We start from the raw sequence: 22923 nt of genomic DNA, 5'->3' as shown, positions 1-22923 counted from the left end.
GCGGCTCGCTCAGTCCGGCAGCGGCGTCAGCAGGATCCGTCCCACCAGACCCACCGCGCCGTCCAGCCGCTCCGCGAACTCCTCGGCGACGCCGGGCAGTTCGCGCAGCGCCCACAGGGTGCGGGCCGCCGCCCACGCGCCGTCGCGGGCCCGCTCCAGGCTCCAGGAACCCGCCAGATGCGTCAGCGGATCTCCGATCTGGAGGAGGTCGGGGCCGGGCATCAGCTCTTCGCGGATGCGCTCCTCCAGCGCTACGAGGATGTCGCCCACACGGTCGAACTCGTCCTCCAGGTCGGCCGGTTCGCAGCCGAGCGCATGACAGGCGTCCACGACGGCGAGCGCCAGGTCGTGGCCGATGTGCGCGTTGATGCCCGCGAGGGCGAACTGCAGCGGGCGTACGCCGGGATGGCGCCGGTACTGGAACAGCGGACGCCAGCAGGCGGGCGGCCGCCGCCCGTCGGCCGCGGCGTCGACGGCCGCGAGATAGCGCTCGGCGAACCGGACGCCGAGCGTGGCCGCGGCCCGCGTGTCAGGGAAGGCACCCAGGCCAATGTGCCGACCGACCTCCTCGGTGACCGTCAGATAGACCCGATTGAAAACACCCACCCCATCCCGCGCCGACCCCCCGCCCCCAACCACACGCATCCGCGCCACGACGCTGTCGACGCCAGGCGTCCGCGTGACCGCGCCGTCGATCCGGGGGGCCTGTGTCGCCACGCCGTTGGCCCCGGGTGCCCGTGTGATGACGCTGTCGATCCCGGGCGTCTGTGGCACCGCGCCGTCGACCACGGGTGCCCGCGTGGCCGCGCCGTCAACCGCGGGTGTCCCCGTGACGACGCCGTCGGTCCCGGGCGTCCGCGTCACCACGCCGCCGGCCCCGCGCATCCGTGGCACCCCGCCGTCGGCCCCGTGCTCCGGGGCCATGGTCTCTGCGAACCGCTGCAACCGCGCCATGGGGGCAGGGTCCCAGTCCCGGGCCGGTCGGGGCGTCAGCGCACCGGGCGCTTCCCCGAAACGAGGGAACGACCGCCGGTCCGTCGGGCGGTGCTTTCACGCACGTATGCGGGACGAGCCGCTACGGCGAGTGGGGCCACCGAGGAGGTGATGCGCAGAGACGCCGGTGCCGTGTGCCGCAGTGGCGGGGAGCGGCACTCGGCCCGGCGCCCTTACTCCCGCTCACGCCTCCGATTCGGCGCGGGGCCGAGCCGAGGTGGGCGTACCCCGCTGCCGGAGGCCGAGCGCCGCGCCGCCGGCGGTCAGGGCCAGCGCCACGAGCAGCGCGCTGACCCACAGCGGGGAGCGGTAGCCGAGCCCCGCGGAGATCGCGAGGCCGCCGGACCAGGGGCCGAGCGCGCCGCCCACGTTGAACGCGGCCGTGGCGAAGCCGCCCGCCAGGTGGGGCGCGTCGGCCGCCGCGTAGAGGGCCTGGGAGATCAGCGTGGAGCCGACGCCGAAGGACAGCGCGCCCTGTACGAAGACCAGTACGACCACGGCCACCGGGTGCGCGGCGGTCACCGCGAAGAGGACCCAGCCGGCCAGCAGTGCGAGGGAACCGAGGACCAGGAGTGGCACCGGTCGCGCGTCGGCGACGCGACCGCCCAGGCTGACGCCGACGAACGAGCCGATGCCGAAGAGCGCGAGGACCACCGGCACCCAGGCCGAGCCGAGCCCGGTGACGTCGGTGACCAGGGGCGCAAGATAGGTGAACGTACAGAACGTCGCGCCGTTCACCAGCGCCCCCAGCAGCAGCGTCAGCAGGAGCCGCGGCCCGCGCAGCGCGATCAGCTCACCGAGCGCGCCCGGCCCGGCGGCGTCCGGCGCCCCGGCCGGCACGGCCCGCGCGATGGCGACGACGGCGGGCACGGAGATCAGGGACACGGCCCAGAACGCCGCGCGCCAGCCCCACACCTCGCCGAGCAGCGCGCCCGCGGGCACGCCCGCGACACAGGCGACCGTCACGCCGCCGAGCAGCGCCGAGGTGGCGCGCCCCTTGGCGTTCGGCTCGACCATGCTCGTGGCGGTCACCAGGGCGACCGCGAGGAACCCGGCGTTGGCCAGGGCGCCCACGACGCGCGTCGCCAGCAGCACCGCGAAGTTCGTGGTGAGCGCGCCGACGACGTGGACGAGCAGGAAGGCGACCAGGAAGAACAGGAGCGCGTTCCGTCGCGAGAAGCGACGGCTCACGAGCGCCATCAGCGGTGCGCCCACGATCATTCCGACGGCGAACGCCGAGGTGAGATGGCCCGCGGACGGGATGGAGACATCCAGGTCCCGGGCGATGTCCGACACCAGGCCGGACAGCATGAACTCGGAGGTGCCTTGCGCGAAGACGGCAAGTCCGAGCAGGTAGATGGCAAAGGGCACAGCAGGACTCCGCAACCACGAGGAAGAACGCGGGGATCAGGGCACGAAGCGGTGATCCGGTGGCGGCGGAGCGGAAAGTCGCGGACGGCCGCGGAAGGCAGCGGCACGGCACGGACCGGCCGCGGGAGCGCGGCGGAACGGCGGACGCGTCGGAGCGGCGGACGCGTCAGCGCGACGGCGCGAGAAGCCACCGGAGGACCGGTGGCCGGAGTCTGTCGGACTCGGGGCTGGACATGGTGCGCACCCTAATCAGGCGTCACACACCACGTCCAACCGATTTACGCGTGCCGCACCACGTCCAACCGACTGACGCGCCGACCGTTCAGCGCGTGCCGCTCGGCTCGCCCTCTTCGTCATACGTCGACGTGCCCGAATCCAGCAGCGGTTCCTGGGTCTTGAGGTGCGGCGGGGCGAACGCGCGCAGCACGTGGTAGCCCGTGATGACGACGATCGTGCCCAGCGCGATGCCGCTCAGCTCGAAGGTGTCGGTGAACTTCAGCGAGACCCCGCCGACGCCGATGATGATGCCCGCCGCGGCCGGCACGAGGTTCAGCGGGTTGCGCAGGTCCACCTTGGCGTTGATCCAGATCTGCGCGCCGAGCAGGCCGATCATGCCGTACAGGATGACGGTGATGCCGCCGAGGACGCCGCCGGGGATCGCCGCGACGACCGCGCCGAACTTGGGGCAGAGACCGAAGAGCAGCGCGAAGCAGGCCGCCGCCCAGTACGCGGCCGTGGAGTAGACGCGGGTCGCCGCCATCACGCCGATGTTCTCGGAGTACGTCGTGTTGGGCGGGCCGCCGACCGCGGTGGAGAGCATGGAGGCGGCGCCGTCGGCGGAGATCGCCGTGCCGAGCTTGTCGTCGAGGTTGTCGCCGGTCATCTCGCCGACGGCCTTGACGTGGCCCGCGTTCTCCGCGACCAGCGCGATGACGACGGGCAGCGCCACGAGGATCGCCGACCACTCGAAGCCCGGCGCGTGGAAGGAGGGCAGGCCGATCCAGTCGGCATGGCCCACGGCGGACAGGTCCAGACGCCAGTGGTCGACGACCTTGCCCGAGGCGTCCGCCGAGTGGATCCTGCCGAAGATCCGGTCGAGGGCCCAGGAGATGCCGTAACCGAAGATCAGACCGAGGAAGATCGCGATGCGCGACCAGAAGCCGCGCAGGCACACCACGGCCAATCCGGTGAACAGCATCACCAGCAGGGCCGTCCACTGGTCCTGGGGCCAGTACGTCGACGCGGTGACCGGCGCCAGATTGAAGCCGATCAGCATGACGACCGCACCGGTCACGATCGGCGGCATCGCGGCGTGGATGATCCGCGCCCCGAACTTCTGCACCGCCAGCCCCACCAGGAACAGCGCGGCGCCGACCACGAAGACGGCCCCGGTCACCGTCGCGCTGGAACCGCCCTGCGCCCGGATGACGGCGGCGACCCCCACGAACGAGAGCGAGCACCCCAGATAGCTGGGGACCCGGCCGCGCGTGGCGAGCAGGAAGATGACGGTCGCGACGCCCGACATCATGATGGCCAGATTCGGGTCCAGACCCATGAGGACGGGGGCCACGAACGACGCCCCGAACATCGCCACCACGTGCTGCGCGCCGAGCCCGAAGGTCCGCGGCCACGAGAGCCGCTCATCAGGCCGGACGACCGCACCCGGGGCGGGGGTGCGGCCGTCGCCGTGGAGTTTCCAGCGCACGCCGAGATCCATGGTGAGTGTCGCTTTCTGTGCGCCGAACCGGGCGTGGTGCTTGGCCCGAAATGATCGACGCCATGATAATGCGACGTCAGTGCGACTTCTCTCCGGCCGGCTGAGGGTTCTCGGCCTGTGCCGCCTCGCGGCCGTCGGTGCGCAGCACACCCGCGAAGGCCACGAGGCCGCAGGCCAGCAGCGTCACCAGACCGAAGGAGGTCACCAGGCTCGTCGCGTCCGCCAGCGTGCCGATCGCCGAGGGGGCGATCAGACCCGAGGTGTACGTGATGGTGGCGACGCCCGCGATGGCCTGGCTGGGGTTCGGGCCGCTGCGCCCGGCGGCGGCGAAGGCGAGCGGCACCACGACCGCGATGCCGAGGCCGAGCAGCGCGAAGCCGCCCATGGCCATGACCGGGTGGGACGCGACGACCACGAGCAGCCCGCCGAGCACCGCGAGCCCCCCGCCCGCGCGCACCGTGCGCACCGCGCCGAACCGGTTGACGACCGCGTCGCCCGCCAGCCGCGCGATCGCCATGGTGAGCGTGAATCCGGTGGTGCAGGCGGCGGCGACACCGGCCGACGAGTCGAGGACGTCCCGCAGATAGACCGCCGACCAGTCCAGGCTCGCGCCCTCCGCGAAGACCGCGCAGAAACCGACGGCGCCGATCAGCAGCGCCGACTTGGGAGGCAGGGAGAACCGCGGCGGCGCCTCCTCCTCGGGCGCCGCCTGGAGGTCGAGGACGCCCTGGCAGGCGGCCAGGCCGAGCGCGGTGAGCGCCGCGGCGGCCAGCGCGTGGTGCAGCCGGGCGTCCGACCCCAGATGGGCGGCGACCGTGCCGGCCGCCGAGCCGATCAGGGCGCCGACGCTCCACATGCCGTGCAGGCCCGACATGATCGACTTCTGGAGGCGGTTCTCGGTCTCGACGCCGAGCGCGTTCATCGCCACGTCCGACATGCCCGACGTCGCGCCGTACACGAACAGCGCCAGGCACAGGCTGAGCAGGTTCGGCGCGAGCGACGGCAGGATCAGGGCGAGCGTCCACATCGCGAGCAGTCCGCGCAGCGCGTTGCGGGCGCCGAAGCGGTGGCTGATCCGGCTCGCGAGCGGCATCGCGACGGAGGCGCCGATCGCCGGGAAGGCAAGGGCCAGGCCGAGCATGCCCGCGCTGACCGAGGCGTGCTCCTGGATCCACGGCACCCGGGTCGCGAAGGAACCGGTGACCGCGCCGTGCACACAGAAGACGGCGGCCACGGCGATCCGCGCGCGCCGCAACCGGCTCTTGTCGTAGACCACTTCACTCATGTCCGTTCCGCCCCTCCGAGGTGTGCCCCGATACGGCGACGTAAACTATCAGGAAGCCTGCCTGATAAATAGAAGCACTCTGTGGAAGGATCCCGGCATGCCTGCCTCACCGAGTACCGCTCGGGCCATCAACGACCGGCTCGCGCTGGGCCTCCTGCAGAGTGAAGGACCCCTGACCGCCAACCAGTTGAAGCAGCTCACGGGCCTGTCACGGCCCTCGGTGGCCGACCTCGTCGAGCGCCTCCGGAGCGCCGGGCTCATCACCGTCGTCGGCGAGGCGGGTGCCCAGCGGCGCGGCCCGAACGCCCGGCTGTACGGGATCGTCGCCGACCGCGCCCACTTGGCCGCGCTCGACGTACGCATCGACAGCGTCTCCGTCGTCGTGACGGACCTGCTCGGCGCGGTGCTCGCCGAGGCCTCCGCGCCCATCGGCGGCGCCACCGGGCCCGCGGTGGAGCGTGCCGTCGCGCTCGTCGAGGACGCCGCGCGGGACGGCGGTGCCCAGCGGCCGCACACCATCGGCATAGGCGCGCCCGGCCTCATCGACCCCGCCACCGGCGATCTGCACGACACGACCTCCCTGCCCGCCTGGCACCGCCGCCTCGCCGGCGCCCTCCAGGAGCGGCTCGGCGCGCGCGTCCTGGTGGAGAACGAGACCAACCTCGCCGCCCGCGCCGAACAGCGGGACGGCGCCGCGCACGACCGGGACACGTTCGTGCTGCTCTGGCTCGGCGAGGGCGTGGGCGCCGCCGTCGTGCTCGACGGAGCGCTGCGCAGAGGAGCCTCCGGCGGCACCGGAGAGATCGGCTTCCTGCCCGTGCCGGGCACCGGCGGACTGCCCTCCGCCACCGCCTGCGAGGGCGGCTTCCACTCGCTGGCCTGCGCCGCCGCGCTCCGGGAACTCGGCGGGCAGCACGGGCTCCTCGCGCCGGACATGTCCGCCGCCGACGTCGTGCGGCACGCGGTGGAGGTGGGGGAGGGCGCCTTCCTGGACGCCGTCGCGGACCGCGTCGCGGTGGGCGCCGCCGCGATGGCCGCGATCCTGGACCCCGGGTGCGTCGTCCTCGGCGGCGAGGTGGGCCGCGCGGGCGGCGCAGCGCTGGCCGACCGCGTCGCGCGGCGCGTCACCGCCATGTCGCCGCTGCCCACGGAGGTCCGCGCGAGCGCGCTGGGCGGCTCCGCGGTGTCGCGCGGCGCGCTGCTCGCCGCCATGGACGCGGCCCAGGACGACCTCTTCGGCCCGCCGCCCGGCCGTTGAGGCGGGGCGGCGGGCCCGATGCCGAGCGGCGGTCTCCCGCCGCGTGATGCGCGCCGCTCACGTCCACAGGGTGCGAGACCCGCGTGGACGTGAGCGTTCAGGCGGTCAGCAGGCGCCGAGGTCCTGCCAGACGCCCCACTCGCCGCCGGCGCCCGGCTCGTCGCCCTTCGTCCACCACTTGGCCTTCCAGGTGCGGGACTTGTGGGAGACGGTCGTACCGGAGCCGTACTCGGACGACGTGCTCCACGCGGGAGCGGTGCACTTGCCGGGCGTGGGCGGGTCCGTCGGTCCAGGCGGGTCCGTCGGCCCGGGGCCGCCCGAGCCCGGCTCGACGACCGTGGTGCCGCGCGCCAGATCACCGGCGAGCGCGTACGTCGTGCCGCTGATGTCCACCGTCCAGTTCGACGGGGTCGACACGGGCAGGTAGTAGTTGAAGGAGAGGTCCACGGAGGCGCCCGGTGCCAGCGACTGCCAGGCCGGCAGCTTCAGCGAGACCCGGTGGAAGTCGCCCTTCAGACCGCCGACGTTGCTGCCGGTGTGGTCGCTGCTGATCACCTTCGTACCGAAACCGGACTGGTCGGAGGCGTTGCCCGGGGCCGAGGTGGAGTAGTCGAACTGGAACTCGGTGCCGCCAGGCAGCGCCGTCTTCGTGTTGTTCGTGATCTTCACCTTGGGCGTGATCGGGTAGTTGGAGTCACCGAGCTTGAAGTCGCCGAACTCCACGCCGATGTCGACGGCCTTGGTGGGCAGTTCCTTGTTGGAGACCTTCGCGCCGTAGGGCTTGGCCGCCTTGAACTTGTCGTGCATCAGCGAGGTGAGCGTGGAGCCCATCTCGTACTGGCCCTTGGCGGCGTTCCAGGCGTAGTCGCCCGCCATCTCCCAGATCATCGTGCCGCCGATGCCCCGGTCGACCACGTAGTCGGCCTTCTTGGCCACCGACTCCTCGTCCTCCGTGGACAGGAAGACCTTCTTGTCCGCGTTCCACAGCCACGGCGCGACCAGCGAGGAGCTGTACTTGCGGGCGTAGGTGCCGGTCAGCTTGGTGTCCGCGGGGAAGCCGTACTTGGTGACGTAGTCGCCGACGATCCCCTTCTCCAGGTTCTTGGCGTGCCACATCGGGTTGGAGCCCGCCGGGGACTCCTTGCCGTTGTCGTCCTTGTCGTGCCACAGGTTGTCGATGCCGACCGCGCCGTCACCGCACTTGGTCAGGCCCGCGCCGGCCGGGCAGCTGGTCGCCGCGGCCTTCCCCCACAGTCCGTCCGTGCCGCCCTGCACGTTCTTGTGGCCGCGCGTGTAGTAAGGCAGGCCGATGTTGATGCGCCCGGCGGGCATGGAACCGCGGAAGTAGTGGTAGGCCCAGTCGGTGTTCAGATAGCCGATGCCGCCGTACTGCTGGCTTCCGTAGACGCCTGCCGCGGCCAGCTCGGCGTCCTTGCCGTCGTCGAAGAGGGAGGCGTTGGGGCCGACGTACTCGTTCCAGGCGCCGTGCAGGTCGTACGACATGATGTTGACGTAGTCCAGGTACTTCTGGACCTGGAAGGTCTCCATGCCGCGCAGCAGATAGCCGGATGAAGGGGCCGCGACGGTCAGCATGTAGTGCTTGCCGTCGGCCGCGCCCGCCTTGTCGAGCTTCTCGCGCAGGGACTTCATCAGCGCGGCGTAGCCCTTGACCAGACCGCCGCGCCGGGCGTTGGAGACCGGGAAGTCGGCCGGGTGGCCCGCGTCCTTCATCGAGGTCGGGTACTCGTAGTCGATGTCGACGCCGTTGAAGCCGTACTTCTTTATGAAGGTGACCGCGGAGTCGGCGAAGGTGTCGATGCCCGCCTGGTTCACGGAGCCGTCGGCGTTGGTCGCCATCGAGTAGAAGCCGCCGGACTTCACGCGCTCGCCGTCGTCGCCGAAGTAGCCGCCCGTCTCGGCCCAGCCGCCCACGGAGATGAGCGTCTTGACGTTCGGGTGCTTCTTCTTGAACTTGTTGAGCAGGTTGAAGTGGCCCTTGTAGGGCAGCGCGGGGTCCATCTCGGCGCCCGCGACGCCGGGCCATGTCATCCCGGTGGCGGCGTTCTTCTCGCCGTCGGAGCCGACGGAGAGCTTGTTGCTCTTGTCGATGTGCGCGAAGGCGTAGTTGACGTGGGTGACCTTCCCCCACGGGATGTCCGGGGCGAGGTAGGCCGGCTCGCCGTTCTTGCCGGTGCGCCAGCCGGTGAAGTAGCCGATGACGCGCCGCTGGTGGTCGGCGCCCATCTTCTCGCGGCCTTCGCCGTCGTAGACGGAACAGTAGGGAACGTCGACGCCGGGCGTGCGGTAGAGGCCGTCGGGGCGGCAGGACGCGTTGTCGGCGGCGTTGTCGGTGGCCTTGTCGGCGGCGTGCGACGCGCCGCCGGCCACGCCGAGCAGCATTCCGGCGACGGCGACGGCGGCACCGGTCGCGAGCAAGGTGGATCTCGCGCGGTTGCGGGACGGCAAGGGGGCCTCCAGGGGCGGAGTGGAAGACGGACGGGGCGGAACAACACAGCCGGTACAGAGGTGGATCGTTCTGGGGCCCCGGTGTGCGCACACCGTCGGCTCCGGCTCCTCGGAGGTGACGCAGACGTTAAGAGGACTAGACCAGTCGGTCAATAGGTCTGGACCAAGTTGTTGAACGGAAGAGGGAACGTCGCTGCTGTGAGCCAGCCCACAGCCGATCACTCGCCTGGCCGTCGATCAGGCGTGGCACACTGGCCTCGTACCACAAGCAGCGCACTCCGGGGTCGGTGTAATTCCGAACCGGCGGTTACAGTCCGCGACCCGGCCGCCTCCAGCGGCCGGTTGACCAGGTGAAATTCCTGGACCGACGGTGAAAGTCCGGATGGGAGGCAGTGCGCGGCGGGCGGGCATCCTGTGCACGCCGCCGTCTTGGCTTGTTCCTGGCCTCGGCCAGGGGCGGTTTCCGGGATCTCCTGGGGACAGGTCTCTTTCGGCGTCGACGTGTCTCCCGATGCCGTCGCCCGTACATGTCGTCGTCATCGACAGCCCCGGAGTCCGTGCCCGAAGAGGCAGGAGGACCCGGTGGCCACCGCCGTAGCCGAAGCAGCCGCCATGCGGCGCGCCATCACGCTGGCCGCCCGCGGCCTCGGCTCCACGAGCCCCAACCCCGTAGTCGGCTGCGTCGTCCTCGACGCGTCCGGCGAGATCGTCGGCGAGGGCTGGCACCGGCGCGCCGGCGGCCCGCACGCCGAGGTCGACGCCCTGCGCGCGGCGGGCGACCAGGCACGCGGAGGCACCGCTCTCGTCACCCTCGAACCCTGCAACCACACCGGCCGCACCGGCCCGTGCGCGCAGGCCCTCATCGACGCCGGGATCGCCCGCGTCGTCTACGCGGTCGGCGACCCCGACCCCACCGCCACCGGGGGCGCGCAGACCCTCCGTAAGGCCGGGATCTCCGTCGAGTCCGCCCTGCTGGAGGCGGAGGCCGCCGAGGGGAACGCCGCCTGGCTGACCTCCGTACGGCTCGGCCGCCCCCACGTCACCTGGAAGTACGCCGCCACGCTCGACGGCCGGATCGCCGCCGCCGACGGCACCAGCCGCTGGATCACCTCCGCCGACTCCCGCGCCGACGTGCACCGGCTGCGCGCCGAGTGCGACGCCGTCGTCGTCGGCTCCGGAACCCAGCGCTCCGACGACCCGCACCTCGCCGTGCGCGGCATCGAGGGCGCCGTCCAGCCGCTGCGGGTCGTCGTCGACACCAACGGCACCGCCGTCACGCCCGGCGCCCGCGTCCTGGACGGCGAGGCGCCGACGCTGATCGCCGTCGCCGACGACGTCACGCCCGCGTACGAAGGCGCGGAGACCGTCCGGCTGCCGCGCGCGGAAGAAGGTGGGTTGGACATTCCAACCCTGCTCGCCGTGCTGCACGCGCGTGGCGTGCGGTCCGTCCTCCTCGAAGGCGGCCCGACGCTCGCCGGGGCCTTCGTCGCCGCCGGCGCCGTCGACCGCGTCATCGCCTACCTCGCCCCCGCCCTGCTGGGCGCGGGCCCCGCCGCCCTGACCGGCGGCGGAATCACCACCATCACCGAAGCGTTGCGGCTCGACGTGAGCGAGACCGCCCGCATCGGACCCGACCTGCGCATCACCGCGAGCCCCGTAACCGTGACCCCCGTAACCGCGACCCTCGTAGCGAAGGAGCACTGACGTGTTCACCGGAATCGTCGAAGAGCTGGGCGAGATCACCGCCGTCGAGAACCTTCCCGACGCGTCCCGGTTCCGCCTGCGCGGCCCCGTGGTCACCCAGGGCGCCAAGCACGGCGACTCCATCGCCGTCAACGGCGTGTGTCTGACGGTCGTGGAGCACGAGGGCGACGAGTTCACCGCCGATGTGATGGCGGAGACCCTGAAGCGCTCCGGCCTCGGCGCGCTCACGGTCGGCTCCCGGGTGAACCTGGAGCGCCCCACCTCGGTCGGCGCGCGCCTCGGCGGACACATCGTGCAGGGACACGTCGACGGAACCGGCACGATCGTCGCGCGCGAGCCCTCCGAGAACTGGGAGGTCGTCAAGGTCTCCCTCCCCGCCGACCTCTCCCGCTACGTCGTGGAGAAGGGCTCCATCACGGTCGACGGCGTCAGCCTGACCGTCGTCGACGCGGGCCCGGACCACTTCACCATCAGCCTGATCCCCACCACCCTCGCGCTGACCACGCTCGGCATCAAGCAGCCCGGCGACCCGGTCAACCTCGAGGTCGACATCATCGCCAAGTACGTGGAGCGCCTCCTCGGCGACCGCGTGCAGGTGCCCGCTCAGGAGGCCACCAAGTGAACTGGCTCAACGCCGAAGCCTTCACGGCCTTCGACCAGCGCATCATCTGGTCCGACATGATCGGCAACACCGTCGGCCTCATCGCCCTCGCGCTCGGCTGGCGGCGCTCGATATGGACCTGGCCCGCCCAGTTCCTGTCCGGTGTCATCCTCGTCGCCGCCTACGCCTCCGCGGAGCTGTCCGGCGGCGTCGGCAAGCAGCTCCTGGTCATCGCGGTCGCGCTGTGGGGCTGGCGGCAGTGGACGCGCGGCAGGCAGCAGGCGCAGGACGGCTCCATCGCCATCCGCTTCGCGACCTGGAAGGAGCGGGGCATCCTGCTCGGCGGCACCGCCGTCGGCACGCTCGCCGTCGGCGCCCTGTTCACCGCCGTCCCCTCGCTCTCCTGGAACCCCTGGCCGGACGCCTACATCTTCGTCGGCACGCTCGCCGCGATGGTCGCCCAGGCCCGCGGCCTCGTCGAGTTCTGGTTCGCCTGGCTGCTCGTCGACGTGGTGGGTGTGCCGCTCGCCTTCAGCAGCGGCCTGGCCTTCTCCGGCCTCGTCTACGTCGTCTACCTCGCCCTCGTCCTGTGGGGCATGCGCGACTGGTGGCTGCGCTCCCGCGCGGCGGCCTCTCAGCCCGTCATGGAAGGAGCCCCCGCATGAGTGCGGCACCGGTTTGGTACAGCACCGCCCACGACGAGGACGTCTCGGACCTCTCCCTGGACCCCGTCGAGCAGGCGATCCGCGACATCGCGGCGGGCCGCCCCGTCGTGGTCGTCGACGACGAGGACCGCGAGAACGAGGGCGACCTCGTCGTCGCCGCCGAGAAGGCGACCCCCGAGATCGTCGCCTTCATGATGAGCGAGTGCCGCGGCCTCATCTGCGCGCCCATGGAGGCCGAGGAGCTCGACCGGCTGCGCCTGCCGCAGATGGTCGAGCACAACACCGAGTCGATGAGCACGGCCTTCACCGTCTCCGTCGACGCCTGTGCCGCGCACGGCGTGAGCACCGGCATCTCCGCCGCCGACCGCGCCACCACCCTCCAGCTCCTCGCCGGCGGCGAGGCCACGGCCGACGACTTCGTGCGGCCCGGCCACATCTTCCCGCTGCGCGCCAGGTCCGGCGGCGTGCTCGCCCGCAACGGCCACACCGAGGCCGCCGTCGACCTCGCCCGCCTCGCGGGCCTGCGCCCCGCCGGGGCCATCGTGGAGATCGCGGGCGAGGACGGCAGGATGCTGCGCCTGCCCGAGCTGATCCCCTTCGCCCGCAAGCACGGCCTGACGATCATCTCCATCGAGGACCTGATCGCCTACCGCCGCTCCTCGGAGCCCACCGTCCGCCGCGAGGCCGAGGTCCGGCTGCCCACCGCCTTCGGCGACTTCACGGCGTACGGCTACCGCTCGACCGTCGACGGCGTCGAGCACGTCGCCCTCGTCCACGGCGACATCGGCGAGGGCGAGGACGTCCTCGCCCGGCTCCACTCCGAGTGCCTGACCGGCGACGTCTTCCACTCCCTGCGCTGCGACTGCGGCCCGCAGCTCCAGGAGTCCATGCGGCGCATCACCGAGGAGGGACGCGGCATCGTCGTCTACCTCCGCGGCCACGAGGGGCGCGGCATCGGCCTGCTCTCCAAGCTGCGCGCGTACGAACTCCAGGAGCGCGGCAGCGACACCCTCGACGCCAACCTGGAGCTCGGCCTGCCCGCCGACGCCCGGGACTACGGCGCGGGCGCGCGCATCCTGGACGACCTCGGCGTGCGGGGCGTACGCCTGATGACCAACAACCCCGACAAGGTCGACGCCGTACTGCGGCACGGCCTGAAGGTCACCGGACGCGAGCCCATGCCCGTCCAGGCCGGCGAGCACAACCTCCGCTACCTGCGCACCAAGCGGGACCGGATGGGCCACGACCTGCCCTGGCTCGACGCCCCCGGCGTCTCCGCCTGCGGCAACCAGTAAGCAACCAGCAACCGGACCAGAGGAGAAGCGCGTGAGTGGCAAGGGCGCACCCGAGCTGAGCGTGAAGAACTGCGGCGACCTGCGGGTCGCGGTGATCGCCGCGCAGTGGCACGAGAAGGTCATGGACGGCCTCGTCGACGGCGCCCTGCGCGCCCTGGGCGAGCTGGGCATCAGCGAGCCGACGGTCCTGCGCGTGCCGGGCAGCTTCGAGCTGCCGGTCGTCGCGAAGGTCCTCGCCGAGCGCGGCTACGACGCGATCGTGGCGCTCGGCGTCGTCATCCGCGGCGGCACCCCGCACTTCGAGTACGTGTGCCAGGGCGTGACGCAGGGCCTCACCCAGGTCTCCGTGGACACCGGCGTCCCGGTCGGCTTCGGCGTGCTGACCTGTGACACCGAGGAGCAGGCCCTCGACCGCGCGGGCATCGAGGGGTCCAGCGAGGACAAGGGGCACGAAGCGGTCACCGCGGCCGTGGCGACCGCGACCACGCTCCGCACCGTCTCCGAGCCCTGGCGCTGAGCGGCGCGGCGCGGGCGCGTAGAGTGAACGACATCATGTCCAAGAAGACTTTCGAGGAGCTCTTCGCCGAGCTCCAGCACAAGGCCGCCACCGGCGACCCCGCGACCTCCCGCACCGCCGAGCTGGTGGACAAGGGCGTCCATGCCATCGGCAAGAAGGTCGTCGAGGAGGCCGCCGAAGTCTGGATGGCCGCCGAGCACGAGGGCAAGGAAGCCGCCGCCGAGGAGATCTCGCAGCTGCTCTACCACGTCCAGGTGATGATGGTCGCCCGCGGCATCTCCCTCGACGACGTGTACGCCCACCTCTGAGCCGTACGCCACCCGAGCCGGCTCGACCCACCTACCAAGCAAAGGAATCCGACCTCATGCTGCGCATCGCCGTGCCCAACAAGGGTTCACTGTCCGGACCTGCGTCGGCGATGCTCCATGAGGCCGGATACCAGCAGCGCAAGGAGTCCAAGGAACTCGTCCTCGTCGACCCCGAGAACGAGGTCGAGTTCTTCTACCTGCGCCCCAAGGACATCGCGATCTACGTCTCGGGCGGCAAGCTCGACATCGGCATCACCGGCCAGGACCTGCTGGTCGACTCCGGTGCCAACGCCGAGGTGATCCTGCCGCTCGGCTTCGCCCGCTCCACCTTCCGCTTCGCCGCGAAGCCGGGCACGGCCAGCACCATCGAGGACCTCGCGGGCAAGACGGTCGCCACCTCCTACGAGGGCATCGTCGCCAAGCACCTCGCGGACCACGGCGTCGACGCCTCCGTCGTCCACCTCGACGGCGCGGTAGAGACCGCCATCGAGCTGGGCGTCGCCCAGGTCATCGCGGACGTCGTGGAGACCGGCACCTCCCTGCGCAACGCGGGCCTCGAGGTCTTCGGCGAGCCGATCATGAAGTCCGAGGCGGTCGTCATCCGGCGCGCCGGCGCCGACGGCGACGACACGAAGGTGCAGCAGTTCCTGCGCCGCCTCCAGGGCGTCCTGGTCGCCCGGTCGTACGTGATGATGGACTACGACTGCCGCGCCGAGCACCTGGAGCAGGCCGTAGCCCTCACCCCGGGCCTCGAATCGCCGACCATCTCCCCGCTGCACAACGAAGGCTGGGTGGCCGTGCGCTCCATGGTTCCCGCCAAGGAGTCGCAGCGCGTCATGGACGACCTGTACGCCCTCGGGGCGCGGGCCATCCTGACCACCGCCATCCACGCCTGCCGTCTCTGAACAGGCCGGAGCACGCACCTCATGTCTGACCTTCCCGAGCTTCCCGTCACCTTCCGGCCGCAGCGGACCCGGGCCGTCCTGCTCACCGCGGGGGCCGTGCTGTTCGTCGTCCTCACGGTGATCGCCCTGGTGCTGCCCAAGCTCAGCCCGGGGGAGCGGACCAGCTTCGTCTTCACCGGCGCGCTGCTCTTCGGTGTGCTCGCGCTGCTCAGCAGGCCCAAGGTCGTCGCCGACGAGTCCGGCGTGACCGTCGTCAACATCGTGACCGGCCGCCGTCTGGCCTGGGCCGAGATCGTCCAGGTCACCCTCCGCCCCGGCGACCCCTGGGTGTTCCTGAACCTCAGCGACGGCACCAGCCTGCCCGCCCTTGGCATCCAGCCCGGCATCGCCAGGCAGCAGGCCATCGCCGACTCCCGGGCCCTGGGTGCACTCGTGGACGCCCGTTCGGCGCTGGGGGACTGACGTTCCGCGTCGGGTCTTGATTAATCTGGGGGCGGGGTACGCAAGGTGTGCCGCCCCGCCCCTGACGGGCCCGCCCGGCCCACAGGGGCTCCTGCTATCCGAGGAGTGACTCCCTCCGGCGATGGACGGATCGTCCTGTAGTACCTGCGCCGCCCCCTCCCGACATACCGGGACCCGTACGACCTGGGAGGCGGCGGCATGACAGTCCCCCTCCTGCTCCTCGGGGCGGCATTCCTGCTGATTCTCGCCAACGGCTTCTTCGTGGCGGCCGAGTTCGGCCTCGTCACCGTGGAGCGGCCCGACGCGGAGAAGGCCGCGGCCGACGGCGACCGCCGCGCCCGTACGGTCGTCAGTGCCCTCAAGGAGCTGTCCTTCCAGCTCTCCGGCACCCAGCTCGGCATCACCATCACCTCGCTCGTCGTCGGCATGCTCGCCGAACCGGCCCTAGCGCACCTGCTCGCGGGCCCGTTCACGGCGATCGGCGTCCCCGAAGGCGCCGTCGGCGGTGTCTCCGTGGTCGTCGGCATGCTGCTCGCGTCCGCCGTGCAGATGGTCATCGGTGAGCTGGTGCCCAAGAACTGGGCGGTCTCCAGGCCGCTGCAGGTCGCGCGGTTCGTCGCGGGCCCGCAGCACGCCTTCTCGCGGCTGCTGAGGCCCGTGATCGCCCTCCTGAACGCGGTGGCCAACCGTCTGGTGCGCGCCCTCGGCGTCGAGCCCACCGAGGAGCTGGCCTCGGCCCGCACCCCCGGCGAACTGGTCTCCCTGGCCCGGCACTCGGCGCTCGCCGGCGCCCTGGAACAGGACACGGCCGACCTGTTCGTACGCACGCTCTCCCTCGGCGAGCTGACCGCGCAGCACGTGATGACGCCGCGCGTGAAGGTCAGCGCGCTGCAGTCGTCGGCGACCGCCGAGGACGTGGTGAACCTGACGCGCGCCACCGGCCTCTCCCGCTTCCCGGTCTACCGCGAGCGGATCGACGAGATCGTCGGCATGGTGCACCTCAAGGACGCCCTCGCGGTGCCCGCGCACGACCGGCTGCGCACCCCGGTGAGCCGCATCGCGCAGTCCCCGCTGCTCGTCCCCGAGACGCTGCCCGTGCAGCCCCTCCTGGGGCGGCTGCGCAGCGAGCAGCCGATCGCCGTCGTCGTCGACGAGTACGGCGGCACGGCGGGGGTGGTCACCCTGGAGGACATCGTCGAGGAGCTCGTCGGCGAGGTGCGCGACGAGCACGACCTGCTCGACGTGCCCGAGCTGTGCGCGGCGCCGCCCGAGGACGGCAGGCCCGCGTGGGACGCCGACGGCAGCTGCCGCGTGGACACCCTCCGGCGCATCGGACTCGACGTACCCGAGGGTCCCTACGAAACCGTCGCGGGCCTCGTCGCCGATCTGCTCGGCCGGATCCCGGCCCCCGGCGACCGGGCGGAACTGCCGGGCTGGCGGCTCGCGGTCCGGCAGGTCGGGCACTATCGCGCCGAGCGCGTCAGGATCGTCAAAATCGTCAGAACGGCGGAGGCCCCGGCCCCCGTAGCCGCGGAGGCACTCCGATGAGTCTGCTGCAACTCCTCTTCGCCCTCCTGCTGGTGCTCGCCAACGGCTTCTTCGTCGGCGCCGAGTTCGCGCTCGTCTCCGTGCGCCGCAGTCAGATCGAGCCCCTGGACTCCAAGCGGGCCCGCCAGGTCCTCTACGGCCTCGAACACCTGCCGCAGATGATGGCGGCCGCCCAGTTCGGCATCACCGTCTGCTCGCTGACGCTCGGAGCCGTCGCCGAGCCGACCGTCGCGCGTCTCCTGGAGCCGCTCTTCCACGCGGTCCACCTGCCCGAGGGCATGATCCACCCCCTCGGCTATGTGATCGCGCTCGCCGTCGTCGTCTTCCTGCACCTCGTCATCGGCGAGATGCTCCCGAAGAACCTCGCGATGGCGGCCCCCGAGAAGACCGCGCTCTGGTTCAGTCCGGGCCTGGTCGCCTTCGCCCGCCTGTGCCGGCCGGTGACGGTGGCGCTCGGTGCGTGCGCGCGCGTCGTCCTCAAGCTCTTCCGGGTGGAACCCAAGGACGAGGTCGAGGCGGTCTTCACCAGCGAGCAGCTCAACCGCCTCGTGGAGGACTCCGGCCAGGCGGGTCTGCTCGGCCCCGAGGAGCAGGAGCGCCTGGAGGACGCCCTGGAGCTGGGCTCGCGCCCGGTGACGGACGTGCTGCTCGACCGCGCGTCACTGGTGACGGTGGACGCCGCGGTCACCCCCGGCCAGGTCATCGAACTGACCGGTCGCACCGGCTACTCCCGCTTCCCGATCCGGGCGGAGAACGGCGCCTTCATGGGCTACCTCCACGTCAAGGACGTACTGGATCTGGAGGAGACCGACCGGGCCGTGCCGCAGCAGGTCTGGCGCCCGATGACGACGCTGCGGGCGGAGCTCCCGCTCGACGACGCCCTGACCGTGATGCGCCACGCCGCGACGCACCTGGCGCAGGTCGCCGACGCCTCGGGCAAGGTGCTCGGCCTGGTCGCCCTGGAGGACGTACTGGAACTCCTGGTCGGCGAGGTCCGCGACCCGGCGCACCGGGTGGCGGTGCCCCGCAGGGCCCAGGAGCCCGAGGGCGCCCGCGAAACCCTGGACGGCGCCCTCGTGGGATGACCGGTGGGACGCGGGCCGCGCCCGGGGCTCAGATCCCCGGCGTGTCCTGCGGCCCCCGCCCCGAGAGCACCTCTCCGTACGCCTGCATCAGGTCCGGGAGCCGCAGCGTCGACAGGTCGTCGCGGCCCGGCTCGCCCGGGTAGCCGGAGAGCCGCAGATCGCGGTAGGCGCAGCTCTTCTCGTAGAGCGTGCGCAGGAAGCGGCCGTTGCCCAGCTCGTCGATCCAGGCCTGGTCCACGACGTGCCCGCTGATGGAGCGCAGCTCTTCGAGCGCCTCCTCGTCCCATACGTCGCCGTTGTCGGCGGCCAGCACCTCGCCGATGGCGGTCAGTTCCAGAGGGCGGTACGAGGGGAAGTCGACGCGCGTCGTGAAGCGCGAGGACAGTCCGGGGTTCGCGGCGAGCAGCCGGTCCATGCCCTCGGGGTAGCCCGCGAGGATCACGACGAGGTGGTCGCGGTTGTCCTCGGCGCGCTTGAGGAGGACCTGGAGGGCCTCGTCGCCGTACGCGTCGCCCTTGCCGTAGCCGGAGTTGGAGAGGGAGTACGCCTCGTCGACGAAGAGGACGCCGCCGATCGCCGAGTCGATCAGTTCGTTGGCCTTCACGGCGGTCTGGCCGAGGTACTCGCCGACCAGGTCGGCGCGTTGCGCCTCCACCAGGTGGTCGCCGCCGAGCAGCCCGAGCGCGTAGAAGACCCGGCCGAGGATGCGGGCCACGGTGGTCTTGCCGGTGCCCGAGGGGCCGGAGAAGACGAAGTGTCGTTTCGGCGGCTGCACGGGAAGGCCCTGCGCGGCCCGCAGGCGCGCCATGTGCAACTGCGCGGAGAGCGCCTTGACCTGGCGCTTCACCGGCTCCAGGCCCACCATGCCCTCCAGTTCGGAGAGCGCCGCCTCCAGGAGCGCGGGGTCGGTGGGGCCCGGCGGCAGCTGCGAGGGGCCCGGCTTGATCGGGATGACCGCCTTCTCGCGGACGGTGTCGGCCTCGGAGGGCCCCGTGGAGCCGTTCTGTCCGGGCGGCCCGTTCTGTCCGGGCGGCCCGTCGGGCCCGGCCGGGCCGCCGCCCGTCGGCGGTTCGGGGTCGGTGACCTTCACGTCGCGGCCCTCGGCGCCGAACAGTACGTCGATCCCGTCGGGCCCCTCCACCGTGTCCTGGCCCCCGCCGGCCAGGCTGATCGCGGCGGCCAGGTCGGCCGCCTCGTCGTAGCCGTCGCCCTCGGCGATCGCCGCGAGCCGCGCGGAGGTGTCCATGAAGGAGGAGTCGACCCGGTGCACCGCCCGGTACAGGGGCAGGGCCGCGGCGGAGCGTCCGGTGCCCTCGTGCGCGCGGGCCAGCCAGTAGCGCAGCTCCTTGCGCTGGGGCTGCTCGCTGCGGCACCGCATCAGGGCGGCGGACAGGAGCGGCTCGGCCTGTCCGTACATCTCCAGGCGCACCCGGGCCATGCCGCCGAACAGGCCGGCCTCGATACCCAGCATCGGGTCGTCGAGCAGCGGGTCCGTGTGCCGCACCAGCTGCTCCCAGTCCTTGACCAGGTAGGAGCGGCAGGCGTGCAGGAAGCGCACCTGCGGGTCCGCGTCGACGGGCGGCAGACCCGCGAGGGCCCGGTCGAGTTCGGGGACGTGGCGGCCGTCCAGCCAGTGCGAGGCGTGCGCGAGCAGCAGATCGCGCGTGCTCTCCAGGACGGGCTGGACCCACCAGCCCAGCCAGTACCAGGAGTTGAGGGCGCGCCTGTGCCGTGCCCGCTGCTCCCCGAACCGGTCCCGGTGCTGGAACATCCGCAGCAGCGCCGTCGTCGTGTCGATGCGCAGCGCGTGCAGCCCGAGCCAGCCGTCGGCCATCCCGGGATCCATCCGGACCGCCGTACGGAACTCCTCCTCCGCCTGCGGATAGGCGCCCATCGTGTAGGCGTCGACGCCCCTCAGCCAGGCGAGGTCGGCCGGGGCGGGTGAGCCCACCGCGTCGAAGTCCATCACGTCCCCCACAAACCGTGCCCCCGTTTGCGTACCACCGGGCCGGTGCCCGCCGGCCACTTCGCTGAACCGCCGTGCTGCGGACGGGAGTTGATTCGGCGCGCAGAGCAGCCGTCCGAAAAGGCGCACCGATAGGCATCGTACCTGCGGGGGAGCGGTCGGCCGTAGGGTGCCGCACGGGGAGATCGGCCGGGAAGAGCCCATGAGGAGTGGCCCTGATGGTGACCGAGGGTGAGCGGATGGCGGCTCATGGCGGTCGGAAATCGGGCGCGAAAGACAGAACGAAGCCCCCGATCACGGGGGAACAACCGGGGGCTTCGCGTCTGCGGGCGGCCTCGAAAGACCGCACATTCAGAACGTAAGTCCTGTAAGGCCCCTCGGTCAAGCGGAGTTGGGGCACTCATGAAAACTCGCCAGGTCAAGTGGAAACGGCTTTCCGGGGGTTCAGCGGATCGCCGTTGACTCGTCACCGTGTGTGACGGCTTGGGTTCCGACCGGCGCCCCACTGGGTCCCGGCTGCACCACGTACCCCTCTGGACACTGTCGTACCAAAAGGTCGGCGAAGGGCCGGGACGGGTCATCGGCGAAGTGCCGGAGCTCCGCCGGCTCCCACCCGTCCCAGAAGTCCCGCTGGACCGCCCCGTCCCGGTGGCGCCCCCGCCGCCACGCCTCCTCGCGCGCCACGTCCATCCACAGCAGGGCCGCGAGGTGCGCCCGCAGGGCGCGGCGGCCCGCGCCGACCCCCTCGACGATCACCACGGGCGCGGGCTCCACGGTCTCCTCGGCGGGGCCGAAGCGGCGCTCGTTCCAGTCGTACGTGGCGTGGCGCGCCGTCTCGCCGCGGGAGAGCGGTCCGATGACCTGCCGCCGCAGCCGCTCCGTCCAGCCGAACAGCTCGTCGTGGCTCGCGATGTCGTCGAGCCGCAGCACCGGAGCGTCGCCGAGCGCATCGGCCAGGCGCCGCGCGAACGTCGACTTCCCCGAGCCCGCGTGCCCGTCCACGGCGATCAGCCGGACCGGGCCGCAGGAGGGCGGCAGGCGGCGCAGGGCGGCCGCGAGACGGGGGAGCGAGGACGGCGGGGTCTGCGGGGCGCGCGGGTCAGGGGTCATCACCGGCAAGCGTACGACCGCGGAAGCAGGTGTTCCGCGCGCCGCCGCTGGTCATGCCAGTGGTAGAGGCCAATATTGGTGCGCACGGCGGTGCCCGAAGCGCTGGCAGAAGTCGGCCGGGACCGGCCATAGTTGGCCCACTTCCGTGCACCTGGCCCACTCCCCGCACCTGATCCGCCCCTTCCGGATCCCGCCGGAAACCACGTCGACTGGGGGTCCCCCGATGGACCGAGCTGACCGCTTCGACAGAGCCGACCGCTGCGACCGAACTGACGACATGTCCCGCAGAACCGTGCTCGCCACGGCCGCCGCGGTGGCCGCCCTCGCGGCGACCGCCGCCCCCGCCCTGGCCGCGGGCGCCCCGACGGGCTCGCGCCGCACGCCCCGCGCCGACCGCCTCGTGGACAACCGCTTCTGGACCTCGTGCGCGGACTGGCGCACCGGCACCGCCGAGGGCACCACCGCCGTCACCGGATCACGCCCCGGCCTGCGGATCGCGAAGCCCGCGGGCCGCACCGACTACACCGACCCGCACACCGGCAAGTCCACCACCTGGGAGTACGCCCGGTGGACCTCGCCCACGCACCGCCCCACCACCCCCGCGACGGAACTCATCGCCTCCTGGAACGCGCGCACCCCCGCCGGTACCTGGCTCCAGGTCGAGCTGCGGGGCACGTACACGGACGGGACGGACAGCCCCTGGTACGTGATGGGCCGCTGGGCCTCGGGCGACGACAAGGAGAGCGACATCCGGCGGACCTCGGTCGACGACCAGAGTGACGGCAAGTCGACGGTCTGGACGGACACGCTCTCCGTGGACGACGCGGACGCGGGGCCGCACGTCGTCTCGTACCAGCTGCGCCTGACGCTGTACCGCAAGCCCGGCGCCACCGCGACCCCCACCGTCTGGCGGCTCGGCGCGATGGCCTCGGCGGTCCCCGACCGCTTCACGGTCCCCGCCTCGGAGCCGGGCCTCGCCAAGGAGCTGGCGGTCCCGCGCTACTCGCAGGAGATCCACATCGGCCAGTACCCGGAGTACGACAACGGCGGCGAGGCATGGTGCAGCCCCACCTCCTCGCAGATGGTCATCGAGTACTGGGGGCGCGAGCCGGACCCCGAGGACCTGGCCTGGGTCGACCCCTCCTACGACGACCCGCAGGTCTGCCACGCGGCCCGGTACACCTTCGACTACCAGTACGACGGCTGCGGCAACTGGCCCTTCAACGTGGCGTACGCGGCGACGTACAGGGACCTCCAGGGCGTCGTGACGCGCCTGGCCTCGCTGACCGAACTGGAGTCGCTGATCGCCGCGGGCATCCCGGCCATAACGTCCCAGTCGTTCCTCAGGGAGGAGCTGACGGGCGCCGGGTACGGCACGGCGGGCCACCTGATGACGGTCATCGGCTTCACGGCCGACGGTGACGTGATCGCCAACGACCCGGCGTCGCCGAGCAACCCGGCGGTGCGCCGCGTCTACGAGCGGCGCGAGTGGGAGAACATCTGGCTGCGCACCAAGCGCTACAACGCCACCGGCAAGGTCGTCTCCGGCACCGGCGGCGTCTGCTACCTGTACTTCCCCGTCAAGCTCTCCGCGCGCCAACGAGAGGCGCTGGCCGCCGTGGGGATCCGCTGAGCGGCGCCGGAGGGCAACGACTTCTGACCCCGGC

The 22923-nt window shown here is 72.0% G+C and carries 19 protein-coding genes and 1 riboswitch; of the genes, 12 read left to right on the top strand and 7 right to left on the bottom strand.

From position 1 onward, the window contains the following. Positions 1–9: 9 nt before the first annotated feature. The 4 genes from ACWDZ7_RS16415 to ACWDZ7_RS16400 form a co-directional block, all read right to left on the bottom strand. Entirely contained in the window at positions 10–696 is a 687-nt protein-coding gene (locus ACWDZ7_RS16415; protein ID WP_451797788.1) for a DUF5995 family protein, read from the bottom strand. Positions 697–1176: 480 nt separating this feature from the next. Then, positions 1177–2364 carry a Cmx/CmrA family chloramphenicol efflux MFS transporter gene (locus tag ACWDZ7_RS16410; protein ID WP_451797556.1) on the bottom strand — a complete coding sequence of 396 codons (1188 nt, stop codon included), beginning with the start codon at positions 2362–2364 and terminating at the stop codon, positions 1177–1179. A gap of 322 nt (positions 2365–2686) precedes the next feature. Next, on the bottom strand, positions 2687–4081 hold the full coding sequence (locus ACWDZ7_RS16405) for a uracil-xanthine permease family protein (protein WP_451797554.1): 1395 nt from the start codon (positions 4079–4081) through the stop codon (positions 2687–2689). Between the two features lie 76 nt (positions 4082–4157). Further along, positions 4158–5366 (bottom strand): MFS transporter, encoded by a 1209-nt coding sequence (locus ACWDZ7_RS16400; RefSeq protein WP_451797552.1) that lies wholly within the window; start codon positions 5364–5366, stop codon positions 4158–4160. A 97-nt stretch (positions 5367–5463) separates the two neighbouring features. Between ACWDZ7_RS16400 and ACWDZ7_RS16395 the strand changes: the two genes are divergently transcribed. Beyond that, on the top strand, positions 5464–6624 hold the full coding sequence (locus ACWDZ7_RS16395; protein ID WP_451797551.1) for an ROK family transcriptional regulator: 1161 nt from the start codon (positions 5464–5466) through the stop codon (positions 6622–6624). A 105-nt stretch (positions 6625–6729) separates the two neighbouring features. On the opposite strand, the gene ACWDZ7_RS16390 is transcribed toward ACWDZ7_RS16395, so the two are convergent. After that, positions 6730–9090 carry a chitinase C-terminal domain-containing protein gene (locus ACWDZ7_RS16390; RefSeq protein WP_451797550.1) on the bottom strand — a complete coding sequence of 787 codons (2361 nt, stop codon included), beginning with the start codon at positions 9088–9090 and terminating at the stop codon, positions 6730–6732. Between the two features lie 269 nt (positions 9091–9359). Next, a riboswitch (FMN riboswitch) is annotated at positions 9360–9490 on the top strand. A gap of 212 nt (positions 9491–9702) precedes the next feature. On the opposite strand from ACWDZ7_RS16390, the gene ribD reads away from it, so the two are divergent. From ribD to ACWDZ7_RS16340, 10 genes are all read left to right on the top strand, one after another. After that, a complete protein-coding gene (gene ribD, locus ACWDZ7_RS16385; RefSeq protein WP_451797787.1) occupies positions 9703–10794 on the top strand; it encodes a bifunctional diaminohydroxyphosphoribosylaminopyrimidine deaminase/5-amino-6-(5-phosphoribosylamino)uracil reductase RibD in 1092 nt (363 codons plus the stop codon). 1 nt (position 10795) lies between these two features. Then, complete coding sequence (locus ACWDZ7_RS16380) at positions 10796–11416, top strand: riboflavin synthase (protein WP_451797549.1); 621 nt, start codon at positions 10796–10798, stop codon at positions 11414–11416. 56 nt (positions 11417–11472) lie between these two features. Further along, a complete protein-coding gene (locus ACWDZ7_RS16375) occupies positions 11473–12060 on the top strand; it encodes a nicotinamide mononucleotide transporter family protein (protein ID WP_451797786.1) in 588 nt (195 codons plus the stop codon). Next, entirely contained in the window at positions 12057–13355 is a 1299-nt protein-coding gene (locus tag ACWDZ7_RS16370) for a bifunctional 3,4-dihydroxy-2-butanone-4-phosphate synthase/GTP cyclohydrolase II (protein ID WP_451797547.1), read from the top strand. Before ACWDZ7_RS16375 ends, ACWDZ7_RS16370 begins: the two co-directional genes overlap by 4 nt. A gap of 31 nt (positions 13356–13386) precedes the next feature. Continuing rightward, complete coding sequence (ribH, locus tag ACWDZ7_RS16365; protein ID WP_451518558.1) at positions 13387–13872, top strand: 6,7-dimethyl-8-ribityllumazine synthase; 486 nt, start codon at positions 13387–13389, stop codon at positions 13870–13872. 35 nt (positions 13873–13907) lie between these two features. Next, complete coding sequence (locus tag ACWDZ7_RS16360; protein ID WP_451518557.1) at positions 13908–14180, top strand: phosphoribosyl-ATP diphosphatase; 273 nt, start codon at positions 13908–13910, stop codon at positions 14178–14180. Positions 14181–14236: 56 nt separating this feature from the next. Next, positions 14237–15085, top strand: coding sequence for an ATP phosphoribosyltransferase (gene hisG / locus ACWDZ7_RS16355; RefSeq protein WP_451518556.1), 849 nt, complete (start codon positions 14237–14239; stop codon positions 15083–15085). A 21-nt stretch (positions 15086–15106) separates the two neighbouring features. After that, a complete protein-coding gene (locus ACWDZ7_RS16350) occupies positions 15107–15547 on the top strand; it encodes a PH domain-containing protein (RefSeq protein ID WP_451797545.1) in 441 nt (146 codons plus the stop codon). A 198-nt stretch (positions 15548–15745) separates the two neighbouring features. Continuing rightward, on the top strand, positions 15746–17095 hold the full coding sequence (locus ACWDZ7_RS16345; protein WP_451797544.1) for a hemolysin family protein: 1350 nt from the start codon (positions 15746–15748) through the stop codon (positions 17093–17095). Next, positions 17092–18180 (top strand): hemolysin family protein, encoded by a 1089-nt coding sequence (locus ACWDZ7_RS16340; RefSeq protein WP_451797542.1) that lies wholly within the window; start codon positions 17092–17094, stop codon positions 18178–18180. The genes ACWDZ7_RS16345 and ACWDZ7_RS16340 overlap by 4 nt, the downstream gene beginning before the upstream one ends. Positions 18181–18208: 28 nt before the next feature. On the opposite strand, the gene ACWDZ7_RS16335 is transcribed toward ACWDZ7_RS16340, so the two are convergent. Beyond that, positions 18209–20146: an AAA family ATPase gene (locus ACWDZ7_RS16335; RefSeq protein ID WP_451797540.1), complete on the bottom strand. Its 1938-nt coding sequence runs from the start codon at positions 20144–20146 to the stop codon at positions 18209–18211. Positions 20147–20590: 444 nt separating this feature from the next. After that, complete coding sequence (locus tag ACWDZ7_RS16330) at positions 20591–21256, bottom strand: uridine kinase family protein (RefSeq protein ID WP_451797538.1); 666 nt, start codon at positions 21254–21256, stop codon at positions 20591–20593. A gap of 277 nt (positions 21257–21533) precedes the next feature. Between ACWDZ7_RS16330 and ACWDZ7_RS16325 the strand changes: the two genes are divergently transcribed. Then, on the top strand, positions 21534–22889 hold the full coding sequence (locus ACWDZ7_RS16325) for a peptidase C39 family protein (protein WP_451797537.1): 1356 nt from the start codon (positions 21534–21536) through the stop codon (positions 22887–22889). Positions 22890–22923: the final 34 nt, after the last annotated feature.

It is taken from the genome of Streptomyces sp. NPDC003032 (assembly GCF_053591415.1).
This window is presented reverse-complemented; position numbering and strand designations above follow the sequence as displayed.

Bases quoted from the DNA above. Each gene is read 5' to 3' on its own strand.
- ribD (WP_451797787.1), top strand. From the start codon at position 9,703: ATGCGGCGCGCCATCACGCTGGCCGCCCGCGGCCTCGGCTCCACGAGC.
- ACWDZ7_RS16335 (WP_451797540.1), bottom strand. From the start codon at position 20,146: ATGGACTTCGACGCGGTGGGCTCACCCGCCCCGGCCGACCTCGCCTGG.
- ACWDZ7_RS16325 (WP_451797537.1), top strand. From the start codon at position 21,534: ATGTCCCGCAGAACCGTGCTCGCCACGGCCGCCGCGGTGGCCGCCCTC.
- hisG (WP_451518556.1), top strand. From the start codon at position 14,237: ATGCTGCGCATCGCCGTGCCCAACAAGGGTTCACTGTCCGGACCTGCG.
- ACWDZ7_RS16370 (WP_451797547.1), top strand. From the start codon at position 12,057: ATGAGTGCGGCACCGGTTTGGTACAGCACCGCCCACGACGAGGACGTC.
- ACWDZ7_RS16360 (WP_451518557.1), top strand. From the start codon at position 13,908: ATGTCCAAGAAGACTTTCGAGGAGCTCTTCGCCGAGCTCCAGCACAAG.
- ACWDZ7_RS16330 (WP_451797538.1), bottom strand. From the start codon at position 21,256: ATGACCCCTGACCCGCGCGCCCCGCAGACCCCGCCGTCCTCGCTCCCC.
- ACWDZ7_RS16350 (WP_451797545.1), top strand. From the start codon at position 15,107: ATGTCTGACCTTCCCGAGCTTCCCGTCACCTTCCGGCCGCAGCGGACC.
- ACWDZ7_RS16375 (WP_451797786.1), top strand. From the start codon at position 11,473: ATGATCGGCAACACCGTCGGCCTCATCGCCCTCGCGCTCGGCTGGCGG.
- ACWDZ7_RS16405 (WP_451797554.1), bottom strand. From the start codon at position 4,081: ATGGATCTCGGCGTGCGCTGGAAACTCCACGGCGACGGCCGCACCCCC.
- ACWDZ7_RS16395 (WP_451797551.1), top strand. From the start codon at position 5,464: ATGCCTGCCTCACCGAGTACCGCTCGGGCCATCAACGACCGGCTCGCG.
- ACWDZ7_RS16345 (WP_451797544.1), top strand. From the start codon at position 15,746: ATGACAGTCCCCCTCCTGCTCCTCGGGGCGGCATTCCTGCTGATTCTC.
- ACWDZ7_RS16340 (WP_451797542.1), top strand. From the start codon at position 17,092: ATGAGTCTGCTGCAACTCCTCTTCGCCCTCCTGCTGGTGCTCGCCAAC.
- ACWDZ7_RS16400 (WP_451797552.1), bottom strand. From the start codon at position 5,366: ATGAGTGAAGTGGTCTACGACAAGAGCCGGTTGCGGCGCGCGCGGATC.